Origin of the sequence: Bradyrhizobium sp. HKCCYLRH3073 (assembly GCF_051167995.1) — a bacterium.
Taxonomy (GTDB): Bacteria; Pseudomonadota; Alphaproteobacteria; order Rhizobiales; family Xanthobacteraceae; genus Bradyrhizobium.
Window position 1 is genome coordinate 106,329 of sequence record NZ_JBNPUD010000007.1, and the last position, 14,870, is coordinate 121,198.

Annotated in this window: 10 protein-coding genes and 1 tRNA gene; 4 read left to right on the forward strand and 7 right to left on the reverse strand. The window is 65.0% G+C overall.

The genetic code is table 11. From position 1 onward, the window contains the following. Positions 1 to 159 precede the first annotated feature (159 nt). The 5 genes from lon to ACQR1X_RS18025 form a co-directional block, all read right to left on the reverse strand. Positions 160 to 2,583 carry an endopeptidase La gene (gene lon, locus ACQR1X_RS18005; protein WP_434899304.1) on the reverse strand — a complete coding sequence of 808 codons (2,424 nt, stop codon included), beginning with the start codon at positions 2,581 to 2,583 and terminating at the stop codon, positions 160 to 162. A gap of 327 nt (positions 2,584 to 2,910) precedes the next feature. Next, positions 2,911 to 4,185, reverse strand: a complete 1,275-nt coding sequence (gene clpX, locus ACQR1X_RS18010; protein WP_012044595.1) for an ATP-dependent Clp protease ATP-binding subunit ClpX — start codon at positions 4,183 to 4,185, stop codon at positions 2,911 to 2,913. A gap of 442 nt (positions 4,186 to 4,627) precedes the next feature. Further along, positions 4,628 to 5,260 carry an ATP-dependent Clp protease proteolytic subunit gene (locus tag ACQR1X_RS18015; RefSeq protein ID WP_172109612.1) on the reverse strand — a complete coding sequence of 211 codons (633 nt, stop codon included), beginning with the start codon at positions 5,258 to 5,260 and terminating at the stop codon, positions 4,628 to 4,630. 297 nt (positions 5,261 to 5,557) lie between these two features. Next, the gene (tig, locus tag ACQR1X_RS18020; protein WP_315799688.1) at positions 5,558 to 6,916 is read right to left on the reverse strand and encodes a trigger factor; all 1,359 of its coding nucleotides are present in this window, start codon (positions 6,914 to 6,916) and stop codon (positions 5,558 to 5,560) included. A 172-nt stretch (positions 6,917 to 7,088) separates the two neighbouring features. Continuing rightward, positions 7,089 to 7,173: transfer RNA gene (locus tag ACQR1X_RS18025), tRNA-Leu, on the reverse strand. Positions 7,174 to 7,347: 174 nt separating this feature from the next. Between ACQR1X_RS18025 and ACQR1X_RS18030 the strand changes: the two genes are divergently transcribed. Together ACQR1X_RS18030 and ACQR1X_RS18035 are read left to right on the forward strand one after the other, a co-directional pair. Beyond that, positions 7,348 to 8,658 carry a multicopper oxidase domain-containing protein gene (locus ACQR1X_RS18030; RefSeq protein WP_434899305.1) on the forward strand — a complete coding sequence of 437 codons (1,311 nt, stop codon included), beginning with the start codon at positions 7,348 to 7,350 and terminating at the stop codon, positions 8,656 to 8,658. 24 nt (positions 8,659 to 8,682) lie between these two features. Further along, positions 8,683 to 9,765: an enolase C-terminal domain-like protein gene (locus tag ACQR1X_RS18035; RefSeq protein WP_434899306.1), complete on the forward strand. Its 1,083-nt coding sequence runs from the start codon at positions 8,683 to 8,685 to the stop codon at positions 9,763 to 9,765. Between the two features lie 178 nt (positions 9,766 to 9,943). Here the strand turns inward: ACQR1X_RS18035 and ACQR1X_RS18040 are convergent, their stop codons facing one another. Further along, positions 9,944 to 11,443: an NAD(P)H-hydrate dehydratase gene (locus ACQR1X_RS18040; protein WP_434899307.1), complete on the reverse strand. Its 1,500-nt coding sequence runs from the start codon at positions 11,441 to 11,443 to the stop codon at positions 9,944 to 9,946. Between the two features lie 539 nt (positions 11,444 to 11,982). On the opposite strand from ACQR1X_RS18040, the gene ACQR1X_RS18045 reads away from it, so the two are divergent. Beyond that, the gene (locus ACQR1X_RS18045; protein ID WP_009027873.1) at positions 11,983 to 12,321 is read left to right on the forward strand and encodes a P-II family nitrogen regulator; all 339 of its coding nucleotides are present in this window, start codon (positions 11,983 to 11,985) and stop codon (positions 12,319 to 12,321) included. 223 nt (positions 12,322 to 12,544) lie between these two features. Next, entirely contained in the window at positions 12,545 to 13,954 is a 1,410-nt protein-coding gene (gene glnA, locus ACQR1X_RS18050) for a type I glutamate--ammonia ligase (RefSeq protein WP_316181446.1), read from the forward strand. A gap of 298 nt (positions 13,955 to 14,252) precedes the next feature. On the opposite strand, the gene ACQR1X_RS18055 is transcribed toward glnA, so the two are convergent. Further along, positions 14,253 to 14,855: a hypothetical protein gene (locus tag ACQR1X_RS18055; RefSeq protein WP_315779418.1), complete on the reverse strand. Its 603-nt coding sequence runs from the start codon at positions 14,853 to 14,855 to the stop codon at positions 14,253 to 14,255. Between the last annotated feature and the right edge of the window lie 15 nt (positions 14,856 to 14,870).

The following is a 14,870-nucleotide window of genomic DNA, read 5'->3' on the forward strand; positions in this document are numbered from 1 at the left end:
CTGCCCGATCCGCAATCAACGCCGGAACCACGCGGCGGCAGCGAGAAACCGCCGCAGCGGGAACGGTGGGGCAGACTCCGCACGCTCGAAGTCAGTGGCTCGATCCCGCAAACGAAAACGGCGCCCCTTCGGGCGCCGTTTCCTTGTTCTGTTCGGTCGTCAGTGGGCGGTCAGGCCGCCGGCGGCTTCGTCGCCATCGGCCTTCACGGGCACCTTGGTGTCCTCTTCCCAGACGATCGGCACCGGCTTGCGGACCAGGGCCCGGGCGACGACGTCGTCCAGACGGGCGACCGGGATGATCTCCATGCCGCCCTTGATCGCATCGGAGATCTCCGTGAGATCCTTGGCGTTGTCCTCGGGGATCAGCACCGTCTTGATGCCGCCGCGGGCCGCAGCCAACAGCTTCTCCTTCAGACCGCCGATCGGCAGCACGCGACCACGCAAGGTGATCTCGCCGGTCATCGCGACGTCGTGACGAACCGGGATGCCGGTCATCACCGAGATGATGGTCGTCGCCATGGCGACGCCCGCCGACGGTCCGTCCTTCGGGGTTGCCCCCTCCGGCACGTGGACGTGGATGTCGCGCCGGTCGAACAACGGCGGCTCGATGCCATAGTTGATCGCCCGCGAGCGGACGAACGAGGCCGCCGCCGAGATCGACTCCTTCATGACGTCGCGCAGATTGCCCGTCACCGTCATCTTGCCCTTGCCGGGCATCATGACGCCTTCGATCGTCAGCAGCTCGCCACCGACATCGGTCCAGGCCAAGCCCGTCACGATGCCGACCTGATCGTCGCTCTCGATCTCGCCGAAGCGGTACTTCGGAACACCCAGGAATTCCTCGACGGTCTTCTCGGTGATCTTCACCGACTTCTTCTTGGACATCATGAGCTCCTTCACGGCCTTGCGGGCCAGTGTGGAAATCTCACGCTCCAGATTACGCACGCCCGCTTCGCGGGTGTAGCGCCGGATCACGAGCAGCAACGCGTCGTCGTCGATCGACCACTCCTTCGAGTCCAGGCCGTGCTTCGAGATCGCGCTTGGGATCAGGTGCTTGCGGGCGATCTCGAGCTTTTCGGTCTCGGTGTAGCCCGCGATGCGGATGATCTCCATGCGGTCCATCAGCGGTCCGGGAATATTCAGCGTATTCGCGGTCGTGATGAACATCACGTTCGACAGGTCGTAGTCGACCTCCAGATAGTGATCGTTGAACGTCGTGTTCTGCTCGGGGTCCAGGACCTCCAGCAGCGCCGACGAGGGATCACCCCGGAAGTCCGAGCCCATCTTGTCGATCTCGTCCAGCAGGAAGAGCGGGTTCGAAGTCTTGGCCTTGCGCATCGACTGGATGATCTTCCCGGGCATCGAGCCAATATAGGTCCGGCGATGACCGCGGATCTCCGCCTCGTCGCGCACGCCGCCCAGCGACACGCGAACGAACTCGCGCCCCGTGGCCTTCGCGATCGACTTGCCGAGCGAGGTCTTGCCGACGCCGGGAGGTCCGACCAGGCACAGGATCGGGCCGGTCAGCTTGTTGGCGCGCGACTGCACCGCCAGGTACTCGACGATGCGGTCCTTGACCTTCTCCAGCCCATAGTGATCCGCATCCAGAACCGCCTGAGCGGCCTCCAGATCCTTCTTCACCTTGGACTTCTTGTTCCACGGGATCGACAGCAGCCAATCCAGGTAGTTGCGCACGACGGTCGCTTCCGCGGACATCGGCGACATCTGGCGCAGCTTCTTCAGCTCGTGCTGGGCCTTCTCGCGCGCTTCCTTGGAGAGCTTGGTCTTGTTGATGCGCTCTTCCAGATCGGCGAGCTCGTCACGGCCGTCCTCGTCGCCCAGCTCCTTCTGAATCGCCTTCATCTGCTCATTCAGGTAGTACTCGCGCTGGGTCTTCTCCATCTGGCGCTTCACACGCGAGCGGATGCGCTTCTCGACCTGCAGCACCGAGATCTCGCTCTCCATCAGGCCCAGCACCTTCTCCAGGCGCGTGGTGACGGACAGCGTCTCCAGGATGCCCTGGCGATCGGCGATCTTGACGGCGAGATGCGAGGCGACGGTGTCGGCCAGCTTGCCGAAATCGGTGATCGACTGAACGACGCCGACGACCTCGGCGGAGATCTTCTTGTTCAGCTTCACATAGCTCTCGAAGTCCGACACGACGGAGCGGCCCAGCGCTTCGGCCTCGACCGACTTGGCGTCGGTGTCCTCGAGCGCAACGGCAGTGGCTTCGTAGTAGTCGGCGCGATCGGTGTACTTCTCGACGCGCGCGCGCTCCAGGCCTTCGACCAGCACCTTCACGGTGCCGTCGGGCAGCTTCAGGAGTTGCAGCACGCTGGCGAGCGTCCCGGTCTCGTAGATCGCATCCGGAGCTGGATCGTCGTCGGACGCGTTCTTCTGCGTCGCCAGCATCACCAGCGCGTCGCTCTTCATCACCTCTTCGAGGGCGCGGATGGATTTCTCGCGGCCGACGAACAGCGGAACGATGTTGTGCGGGAAGACGACGATGTCGCGGAGCGGCAGAACCGGATAGGCGTGGCTCTCGCCGTAAACGATGGTCGGCCGGGGTTTGGGGGTCGTCATGGCCTGTTCCTTTTGTTTAGCCCCCTTGCACGCAGTCCGCCATCGTGCGCAACCGCCACAAGGTGCGATCTGATCCGGACTTCACTGACGCGTCGATATCGCCCGCTTGTTTCGGATCGTTGTTGAGGCGAATCCCGGGATTGAGATTTGTATCGCCACGCGACATTAGGTGGCTATCGACCCGGGGGGTGTCAAGTATCGGTAAACACCCGCCAAAAATGGCTTTACGCGGCGGGACTCTGAAACGCTGCGATGCCGCGGACATGATGTCCGCGGCGATCGCCGATCTAATAAATCGAGGTCTTCTGTCTCTCGTACCAGCGCGCCTCACGCGCTGGCGCTGCTTTCCACCGCGCGATCGGACCGATCGGCGTAGATGTAGAGCGGACGGGCGGTGCCCTCGACCACTTCGCGCGAGATGACCACTTCCTCGACGCCCTCGAGACCCGGCAGGTCGAACATCGTCTCAAGCAGGATGCTCTCGAGGATCGACCGCAGACCACGCGCGCCGGTCTTGCGCTCGATGGCCTTGCGCGCCACCGCGCCCAGCGCCTCGTCGGCGAAGGTGAGCTCGATGTTCTCCATCTCGAACAGCCTCTGATACTGCTTCACCAGCGCGTTCTTGGGCTCGGTCAGGATCTTCTTGAGCGAGTTCTCGTCGAGGTCCTCGAGCGTCGCAACGACCGGCAGACGGCCGACGAACTCGGGGATCAGGCCGTACTTCAGGAGATCCTCAGGCTCGACGTGACGGAAGATCTCGCCGGTGCGGCGGTCTTCCGGCGCCAGAACCTGGGCGGCGAAGCCGATCGAGGTCGACCGGCCGCGCGCCGAGATGATCTTCTCGAGACCGGAGAACGCACCACCGCAGATGAACAGGATGTTGGTGGTGTCGACCTGCAGGAACTCCTGCTGCGGATGCTTGCGGCCGCCCTGCGGCGGAACCGACGCAACCGTGCCCTCCATGATCTTCAGCAGCGCCTGCTGGACTCCCTCGCCCGACACGTCGCGGGTGATCGAGGGATTGTCCGACTTGCGACTGATCTTGTCGATCTCGTCGATGTAGACAATGCCACGCTGCGCGCGCTCGACATTGTAGTCGGCCGCCTGCAAGAGCTTCAGGATGATGTTCTCGACGTCCTCACCGACATAGCCGGCCTCGGTCAGGGTCGTCGCATCCGCCATCGTGAACGGCACGTCCAGGATGCGGGCGAGCGTCTGCGCGAGCAGCGTCTTGCCCGATCCGGTCGGACCGATCAGCAGGATGTTCGACTTCGCGAGCTCGACGTCGGAGTGCTTGGTCTGGTGATTCAGCCGCTTGTAGTGGTTGTGGACGGCGACCGAGAGCACCTTCTTCGCGTGGTTCTGGCCGATGACGTAATCGTCCAGGACCTTGCAGATCTCCTTCGGGGTCGGAATCCCGTCGCGCGACTTGACCAGCGAGGACTTGTTCTCCTCGCGGATGATGTCCATGCAGAGTTCGACGCACTCGTCGCAGATGAAGACGGTTGGACCTGCGATCAGTTTGCGGACTTCGTGCTGGCTCTTGCCGCAGAACGAGCAATATAGCGTGTTCTTCGAGTCGCTCGTGCCGACCTTACTCATTCCTGTCTCCGTCCGCGGTTCGCTCTTGTCCGCTCGTTCGTTCCGATCCGGCACGGGCCGGACCAGACTGGTGAAAGAGCAAATTTCGTACCAAAATTAACACCTTGTTCTTCACCTGTCGTGCGCCCACGACCTACGCGAATCCCCCACGATCCATAACTGGACACTCTAGCCAATCATGCTGTCATCCGACTATCAAGAATTCGCTAATCGGAGCACAGACCCTAGACCGTGACATTACCGTGATTTTGGGGCTTGACACGGTAAGAGCACGCGAAATCAGTGGAGCGTTGCGTGTTTGCCACGCCTATTTGCCGGCCGCACGGCAAGGTTGCGACCCTTTTGGGACCCCACCTCAGTACCTTTGCCGGCCCGGGCCGACAAAGGTGATGCTGTGCGCTCCGAGGCGGGTCAAACGAACCCCGCCTCGTTTACGGAGGGCTCACTTGCCCATCGCCGCCGGATCTTCCGGCCGCTTGTCGAGAACCTTGTCGATCAGGCCGAACTCCTGGGCGGCTTCCGCCGTGAGGAATTTGTCGCGCTCCAGGGCGTCCTCGATCGCCTTGTAAGGCTGGCCGGTGTGCTTGACGTAGATCTCGTTGAGCCGCTTCTTCAGGTTCAGGATCTCCTGGGCGTGCAGCATGATATCGGTCGCCTGGCCCTGGAACCCGCCGGACGGCTGATGCACCATGATGCGCGAGTTCGGCAGCGAGAAGCGCATGTCCTTGTGGCCGGCACAGAGCAGCAACGAGCCCATCGAGGCCGCCTGGCCGGTGCACAGCGTCGACACCGCCGGACGGATGAATTGCATCGTGTCGTAGATCGCGAGGCCCGACGTCACCACGCCACCGGGCGAGTTGATGTACATCGCGATTTCCTTCTTCGGGTTCTCGGCCTCGAGGAACAGCAGCTGCGCGACGATCAGGGTCGCCATGCCGTCCTCGACCGGACCGGTCACGAAGATGATGCGCTCCTTCAGGAGGCGCGAGAAGATGTCGTAGGCGCGCTCACCGCGGTTGGTCTGTTCGACCACCATGGGCACAAGGTTCATATAGGTTTCGACGGGATCGCGCATGAATCACCCAAGGGTTGGACCAGCAGTTGAGACGACCGGCCGCCGCAGGTGAGGCTCATTCAACGAGCAGCGACGGACAGGTGTCCCGTGATGCAGAACTTCAAGACCGAGCCCACAGATATGGACCAATTTGCCGGTGACAAGACCGGGTCTCCTGGCCAGCCGCGAGCGAGGTCGTTGCTCTGTTCAAGCTGATTCCCGCGGCGGCGGCCAGCACCCGAACCGGGCTGACCGGCGCTTTCGCCGGTCAACCTTAATCTCGCGCTTATGTCGCGAACCCTACGATGGGCGGCCTTTTCAGGCTGCCTTGTCGCTGTCGTCGTCCTTGAACAGCTCGTCCTTGGAGACCTTCTTCTCGGTCACGTTGGCGAGCTCGAGGATGAAGTCGACGACCTTGTCCTCGTAGATCGGCGCGCGCAGCTGCGCGAGCGCCTGCGGGTTGCTGCGATAGAAGTCCCAGACCTCCTTCTCGCGGCCCGGCATCGAGCGCGCGCGCTCGATCACGGCGCGGCTGACCTCGTCGTCGGTCACGGTGATCTTGTTCTTCTCGCCGATCTCGGAGAGCACGAGGCCGAGGCGCACGCGGCGGTCGGCGATGGTGCGGTACTCCTCCTTCGCCTTATCCTCGGTGGTGTTCTCGTCGGCGAAGGTCTTGCCGCTGGAATCCATCTCGGCCTTGACCGAGTTCCACATCAGGTTGAACTCCTCGTCGATCAACGACGGCGGCGCATCGAACTTATGGGTCTCGTCGAGACGGTCGAGCAGCGCGCGCTTGACGCGCTGGCGGGTCGCCTGGCTGAACTCGCCGGCAAGACGATCGCGCATCAGCTGCTTCAGCTTGTCGAGCGATTCCAGGCCGAGCGTCTTGGCGAACTCGTCGTCCACCACCTTGTCTTCCGGCGCCTCGATCGCGGTCGCCGTGGTCTCGAACTCCGCGGCCTTACCGGCGAGCTCGTTGTTCAGGTAGTTGGTCGGGAACGTGACCTTGAGCGTACGGGTCTCGCCGACGCCGATGCCGACCAGTTGGTCCTCGAAACCGGGGATGAAGGTGTTGGAGCCGATGACGACGTCGATGCCCTCGCCGGTGCCGCCCTCGAAGGCGACGCCGTCGATCGTGCCCTTGAAGTTGATCTTCACGCGGTCGCCGTTCTCGGCCTTCGCGCCATCGGCCTTGGCGGCGTAGCTACGGTTGGCATCGGCCAGGCGCTTGATCGCCTCGTCGACGTCGGCGTCGGTGATGTCGGCCACCGGCTTTTCGACCGAGAAGGTCTTGAAGTCGGCGAGCGCGATCGCCGGCACGACCTCGACGGCCACGGTGTAGGTCAGGTCGGACTCGCCAGCGAGGATCTTCTCGACCTCGGCTTCCTCGGTCGGCATCGTCACCTTGGGCTCGGTGGCCAGGCGGAAGCCGCGCTCGGTGAAGATCTGCGTGTTGGTGTCGCGGATGGTCTGGTCGATGGTCTCGGCCATGACCGACTTGCCGTAGATCTTCTTCAGATGCGCGACCGGCACCTTGCCGGGGCGGAAGCCGTTGATGCGGACCTTGTCCTTGAGATCGACCAGCTTGGCATCCGCCTTGGCGTCGAGATCCGCCGCCGGAACGCTGATCTGGAACTCGTGCTTCAAGCCTTCCGACAAGGTTTCTGTGACCTGCATGGCGTCAATCTTCTTCCGCTTCGGTCCGGACCCTTGCGATCCGGACACATCTGACTCAATTGTGGACGACGCGCGGCAAATGGCCTTGCGTCGGTGGGATCGGCGGCCCCGCTTCTCTGTGCGAGAGAGCGGGTTCGCCGGTAAAACTAGGGGCAAACGCCGGAGAAGCGCTTGGTGCGGGCGGAGGGACTCGAACCCCCACAACTTTCGTCACTGGAACCTAAATCCAGCGCGTCTACCAGTTCCGCCACGCCCGCGTGAACTGCATCGATAGCCCGGCCGCGGTGCCGCGGGCGGCGCGGCTTATACCACGCACGAAACCGTCCGCAGCAAAAAAATGGGCTGTCGAAAGCACCACCGGCAGGCCGATCGACCGTGTCGGAGGCACACATAAGGGAAAACGACATGATCCGCATCCCCCTCATCGCACGATGTTTTGCCGCATGAGGCAGCCTGTGGAGAGGATCAGCCGCCGGACGGTGCTTGGAGGCCTCGCGGCGGGGCTGACGGCATCGCTCCGCGGGCCCGCAGTGGCCGCGAGCCGAGTGTCTGTGGTGCTGGAGACCCGCGCCGAATCTCTTGCGCTCGGCCCGGGCCGCGCGCCCAGCCAGGTCTGGCGGCTGACGGCCCCCGCCCCGCTGGTCCGGCTTGCCCGTGACGCGGCGCTCGACCTCGGTTTTTCGAACGGGCTGTCCGTCGCCGCGGCCCTTGCCGGCCGCGGCCTCGTGCTGCCGGCCCCGCTGCTGGGGCAGCCGGCGGTCGGCCCGGGCGGACGGGCCAGCATCGCCGCGACCGCGGCACGGGCCGGCACCGGCTTGCTCGACCTGCGGCTGCTGACCGAGCATGCGGCTCTCCCGATCCGGCCGCTACCTGTCATCGTCGATGAGGCCCAGCCGTCAAGTGTCGACCGCGACGAGGTTTTCCTGGTGGAAGACTTCCGGCTGAGGCCGGATGGCAGCGCACTGGCACCGGGCACCGAGGCAAAGGATTCCGAGCTGATCTACGCCGTCAACGGCCAGATCCAGCCGGAGATCGCGCTGCGGACCCATGCGCGGGTCAGGCTCCGCATCATCAATGGCTGCCATCGCGCTGTGATCGCGATCAAAATCGCCGACCTCGACGCGGTCCGAGTCATGGCGATCGACAGCCAGCCCGCCGAACCGTTCCTCGCCCGCAACGGCGCCGTGGTGCTGCCGCCGGGCGGCCGCACCGACGTCTTCATCGACATGCCCGCGGCCAAGGCGCCGCTCCAGGTGCTGCTGCACGACGGTACGGCTGCGCGTCCGATCGCACGGCTCGCGACGTCGGGCGAGCCACCGCTGCGGGCTGCGCCGCTGCCGCCGGCGCCGCCCCTCCCCGCGAACGGTCTGCCGGACAAGCTCGATCTGGGAAAGGCTGTGCGCGTGGACCTCGCGCTCGACGGCCCCGACTGGCGCCCGGCGGTGCAGTTCAGCGCGACGAGCGCGCCTGCCTTCCAGGCCAAGGCCGGCCGCGTCGTCGTGCTGGCCCTCGCCAACAAGACCGGCGGTTCCAACGTCGTCCATCTGCACGGCCAGCCGTTCCGGCTGCTCGACCGGCTCGACGACGGCTGGAAGCCCTATTGGCTCGACACCCTGGCGCTCGAGGCCGGCCAGACCCAGCGCATCGCGTTTCTCGCCCAACAGCCCGGCCGGTTCCTGCTGGAGAGCATGGCCGCGAACTGGGCAGCGCCGCGACTCTTGCGGTGGTATGAGATCGGCTGAGGAAACGAACCAGGGAGAACTCCCATGACCACAGCCGCCATCACCGGCGTCACCGCGCGTGCCGTCGTCACCCCGATGAAGCGCCCGCTTCGCAACGCCTTCGGCGTCATCGACACCGGGCCGCTGGTGCTGATCGACGTCACGACCGATCAGGGGGTTACGGGGCACTCTTACCTGTTTGCCTACACCAGGCTCGCGCTGAAGCCGCTGGTGCACCTCGTCGAGGAGATCGGCCGCGAGCTCGCCGGCAAGCCGCTGGTCCCGTTCGACCTCATGAAGGTGATGGACGCCAAATTCCGCCTGCTTGGCTGGCAGGGTCTGGTCGGCATGGCCGTCTCGGGTCTCGACATGGCGTTCTGGGACGCGCTCGGCCAGATCGCGAACAAGCCCGTGGTCGAGCTGCTCGGCGGCAGCGCACGGCCGATTCCCGCCTATGACAGCTACGGCGTGCTCGATGCCAAGGACGACGAGCGCACCTTGCGCACGGCGCGCGACGAGCATGGCTTCCGCGCCATCAAGACCAAGGGCGGCCATGGCGACCTCGCCACCGACGAGGCGATGATCAAGAGCCTGCGCGCGCTTCTCGGCCCCGACATCGCGCTGATGCTCGACTTCAACCAGTCGCTCGATCCCGCTGAGGCCACGCGCAGAATCGCGCGCCTGGCCGATTGCGACCTGACCTGGATCGAGGAGCCGGTGCCGCAGGAGAATCTGTCCGGCCATGCCGCCGTCCGCGAGCGCTCGGAGATCTCGATCCAGGCCGGCGAAAACTGGTGGTTTCCGCGCGGCTTTGCCGAGGCGATCGCCGCCGGCGCCTCCGACTTCATCATGCCCGATTTGATGAAGGTCGGCGGCATCACCGGCTGGCTCAATGTCGCTGGGCAAGCCGATGCCGCGTCGATCCCGATGTCGAGCCACATCCTGCCCGAAGCGAGCGCGCACGTGCTGGCGGTGACGCCGACCGCTCATTTCCTGGAGGTGCTGGATCTCGCGGGAGCCATCCTCGCCGAGCCGCTGCGGGTGGTCGACGGCAAGGTCACGGCGAAAGGCCCGGGCCTCGGCCTCGCCTGGAACGAGAACGCGGTGGCGAAGTATCAGGTGACGTGAGTGCGTCTAGATTTGTGAGCGAGACGCGCGGACGCCACCACAAACTCCGCTGTCATCGCCCGGCCCTTGACCGGGCGATCCAGTACGCCGAGACGGCTGTGATTGAATCGAGGGGCCGCGGCGTACTGGATGCCCGCCTTCGCGGGCATGACAGCGGTTGCTGGGTCACAGCACGCCCTCAGTATTCAATCCCGAACCTGTCATAGAGCCTTCGAAACACCGCCGGCAGCGTCTCCGTCAGGTCCTCCGCGATCAGCCCCGGCCCTGCCTCCGATCCCGCCTCGCCATGCATCCACACGCCGATGCAGGCGGCCTCGAACGCCGGCACGCCCTGGGCCAGCAGGCCGGCGATGATGCCGGCGAGCACGTCGCCGGCGCCGGCGGTGGCGAGCCAGGGCGGCGCGTTGGCGGCGATTGCGGCGCGGCCGTCGGGCGCGGCCACCGTCGTGTCGGCGCCCTTCAACAGCACCACGGCGCCGCAGCGCACCGCTGCCGCGCGGACGCGCTCCAGCTTGGAGCGGCCGGGATGCTTGTTGCTGAGATCGGAGAACAGCCGGGGGAATTCGCCCTCGTGCGGTGTCAGCACGATCTGCGCCTCGGCCATCGCCCTGAGCTGCTCGAACAGCCGCTCCGGCGCGTCGGCGAAGCTCGTCAACGCGTCGGCATCGAGCACGAGGTGACGCTGCGCCGTGAGCGCGGTGTAGACGAGGTCGCGCGTGCGCTCGCTGACGCCGGTGCCGGGCCCGATGATGCAGGTGTTGTAGCGCTTGTCGCCGAGCAATTCGCCGAACGCGATCGCGGTGTCGGCGGCGCGCACCATCACCGCCGTCAGCGCCGCGGCATTGACCGCCAGCGCATCGCGCGGCGAGGCCAGCGTGACGAGGCCGGCGCCGGCCCGCAACGCGGCCCGCGCGGCCATCCGCGCCGCGCCCGTGGCGGTGACGTCGCCGGACATCGCCAGCACGTGCCCGCGGGCGTATTTGTGGCCGTCGATGCGTGGCACCGGAAAATGGCCCTGCCACAGCTCGGGATCGTTCTCGAAGGCCTGCGGCCTGATCTCCGCGAGCACCTGGGGAGCGATGCCGATGTCGGCGAGCCGGACGCGCCCGCAATGCTGGCGGCCCGGCAGCAGCAGATGCGCCGGCTTCTTGCGGAAGAAGGTCACCGTCTCGGTGGCGCGGACTGCGATGCCCATCACCGCGCCCGTGGTGCCGTTGATGCCGCTCGGCAGGTCGACCGCGAGCACCGGCGCGCCATTGCCGTTGATCGCTGCGATGACGTCATGAGGCTCGCCGGTGACGGGCCGGCTGAGGCCGGCGCCGAACAGCGCGTCGATGATCAGCGCCGGCCTGCCGATCGCCTGCGGCGTGAACGGCAGCACCGGAAACTTCCACCCCTTGGCGGCGGAGGCCGCGTCGCCGTGCAACGCGTCGCGCTCGCACATCAGGATGACCGAGACGTCCCTGCCCTGCGCGGCGAGTTCGGCCGCGGCAACGAAGCCGTCGCCGCCATTGTTGCCCGGCCCGCAGACCACCACGATCGGCCCGGTCTCGACCAGGTCCATGGCCGCCTCGGCCACTGCCTGGCCGGCGCTCAGCATCAGCGAAAAGCCCGGCGTGCCGGCTGCGATCGTCAGCCGGTCGGCGCGCTCCATTTCGCTCGTGGTCAAGATTTCCATCGCCGCTCTCGTCCCCAGCCGCCGTCTAGCGCCGGCTGCGTGATATCGTCCCCATCGCGTCTCAGCGGGCGTCGGCGCCCCGTCCCGAGGAGCCGGCGCGCGCGAATCCCGCGCTTCCTATTGCCGCGCCGGCCCGCAACTTCCAAGGGCGCTGCGCGTCTGGCAAGACGCGACGAAACCCGGCATGTCGCCTTTTCCCTGGGCATTTCGGACAGCGCGCGTCTGGATCGTCGATGTCTGCACAACGTTTGGTCTATTTGCCTAATCTCAAGGCTCCGGTATTCTAGACGTTCCTTGAGGGAATCGTCAGGGCGCTCGTGAAATGCCTGATTATCGGCCCTATTTGGGCCCGTTAACGACTTGGCATAGACCCTGCTTTTGTGGAGCCACTTCGGCACGGGGCAAGTCGGGCAGTCAATCACCGGGCCTCCGCCGGAGAGTGTCGGGCCCGGTAGCGAAATGATCGAACGACCTGCGCGTGGGCGCAGCCTGACGATGACCCACCTGTTGTTTATAGCGGAATGCCCGGGAGGCGCTCAGTGAAGAAGATCGAAGCCATCATCAAGCCGTTCAAGCTCGACGAGGTGAAGGAGGCGCTTCAGGAAGTGGGACTTCAGGGCATCACCGTCACCGAAGCCAAGGGTTTTGGCCGGCAGAAGGGTCATGCCGAGCTGTACCGGGGCGCCGAATACATCGTCGATTTCCTGCCCAAGGTGAAGATCGAGATCGTGATCGGCGACGACCTGGTCGAGCGTGCGATCGAGGCGATCCGCCGCGCCGCCCAGACCGGCCGCATCGGCGACGGCAAGATCTTCGTGTCCAATATCGAGGAAGCGATCCGCATCCGAACCGGCGAATCCGGTCTGGACGCGATCTAGCCTGACCCGGGGCCTGGAACGGACCGTCCGCTCCGGGCCCTGCACAGAACGTTTGCTGCGCCAGCAGCCCTCACGGCAGCTCAGGCGTCCTCTGCGAGGCGCTTGCACGCGGCCGTTTTGGCGTTTCCGATATTGTCTTGGTCCCCGCGCGAGGCTAATGGAGCATGACCCGCGGACGCCGTCCCGCGCCGGGCCGTGACGTTATAAGCCAAGAGGGGTATTCATGAAGACCGCCAAGGACGTCTTGAAAGCAATCAAGGACAACGACGTCAAATATGTCGACCTCCGCTTCACCGACCCGCGGGGCAAGTGGCAGCACGTCACCTTCGACGTCAGCATGATCGACGAAGACATTTTTGCCGAAGGCACCATGTTCGACGGCTCCTCGATCGCCGGCTGGAAGGCGATCAATGAATCCGACATGTGCCTGATGCCCGACCCGGTGACCGCGACGATCGATCCGTTCTTCGCCGAAACCACCATGATCATCACCTGCGACGTGCTCGAGCCGACCACCGGCGAGCCGTACAATCGCGACCCGCGCGGCATCGCCAAGAAGGCCGAGGCGATGGTGAAGTCGATGGGCGTGGGCGACACCGTGTTCGTCGGCCCGGAGGCCGAGTTCTTCGTGTTCGACGACGTCCGCTACAGCTCCTCGCCCTACAACACCGGCTTCCGCCTCGACTCCTCCGAGCTGCCGATCAACTCGGACACCGAGTATGAGGGCGGTAATCTCGGCCACCGCATCCGCACCAAGGCCGGCTACTTCCCGGTGCCGCCGCAGGACTCGGTGCAGGACATGCGCTCGGAGATGCTCGGCGCGATGGCGCGCATGGGCGTCAAGGTCGAGAAGCACCATCACGAGGTCGCTTCCGCCCAGCACGAGCTCGGCATGAAGTTCGACACGCTGACCCTGATGGCCGACCAGATGCAGATCTACAAATACTGCATCCACCAGGTCGCGCACATCTACGGCAAGACCGCCACCTTCATGCCGAAGCCGGTCTATGGTGACAACGGCTCGGGCATGCACGTCCACCAGTCGATCTGGAAGGACGGCAAGCCGGTGTTCGCAGGCAACAAGTATTCCGACCTGTCGGAGACCTGCCTGTCCTACATCGCCGGCATCATCAAGCACGCCAAGGCGATCAACGCCTTCACCAACCCGTCGACCAACTCCTACAAGCGTCTGGTCCCGGGCTATGAGGCGCCGGTGCTGCTCGCCTACTCCGCGCGCAACCGCTCGGCCTCGTGCCGCATCCCCTACACTTCCTCGCCGAAGGCCAAGCGCGTCGAGGTCCGCTTCCCCGATCCGATGGCCAACCCCTATCTCGGCTTCGCCGCGATGCTGATGGCCGGCCTCGACGGCGTGAAGAACAAGCTCGATCCGGGCCCGGCGATGGACAAGGATCTCTACGACCTGCCGAAGGAAGAGCTGAAGCAGATCCCGACCGTCTGCGGCTCGCTCCGCGAGGCGCTCGAGAACCTCGACAAGGACCGCGCCTTCCTGAAGGCCGGCGGCGTGTTCGACGACGACTTCATCGACAGCTACATCGCGCTGAAGATGACCGAGGTCGAGCGCTTCGAAATGACCCCGCACCCGGTCGAGTTCGACATGTACTACTCGGGCTGATCGCCCGACACGATCGGCGGATCACGAAGGCGCCCCCTCGCGGGGCGCCTTTTTGTTAAATGGCGCGTTGTTTGTTGAAAAAAGATCACGGGCCTCGTCCTTCGAGACGCTTGGCTTCGCCAAGCTCCTCAGGATGAGGAGATGGAGCTCGCGCAGAAGACGCAAGGTGGGAGATCTCGCGTGGTGTCAGATGCATCTCCTCATGGTGAGGAGACGCGCGCAGGTCATCCGGTGAAAGCGCTGTTGGCAGATGCGCGCCGTCTCGAACCATGAGGCCCGCTCGTTAACGCAGCAGCTGCTATTTCTCGGGGAAGCGAACCTCGATCTGCTCGACCACCGGTCCCCATTTACGCATCGTGGCGTTGTCGGATGCAACCGGATCGCCATCGGGCGCGCCTCTGACGTCCTTGCCCTGCCCGAAGCGCACCACGATTTCGCATCCGCCCGCCAACGGACGACCTAGCACGCCGCCCTTCCAGTTGATGACGAAACCGCTGAAATCCGAGTCGATCCCGGTGACGAGAAAGGGCTTGCCGTTGATCTTCTGAACCTGTGCCAATGTCGAACCGATCGTCACCCCAGCCACGTTCCAGTGACTGGTCTTGGCATCTCGCACCGTCAATCGTGCAACGCGGGTCATCGCATCATCCGCGAAGAACACGTCGATGCGCCAGTCCGGAGATTGCGGCAGCAGGGCCACGCCTCGATACGTGATGTCCTCCACGCCAGTGTAGAGATCCTCCGCGACCACCGCCTCCCCGCCATAGCGCTGCATCAGACTCTTGGCGGAATCGCCGACCGACACCGGGGAGGTGCAGGTGATCGGCCCGTCGGCCGGAGGCGCCGTCTGCGCCGATACCGGCGCGGCAAGCAGCATCAAGAGAACGATGGAATTGCGCACGGCGTCTCCTCACTC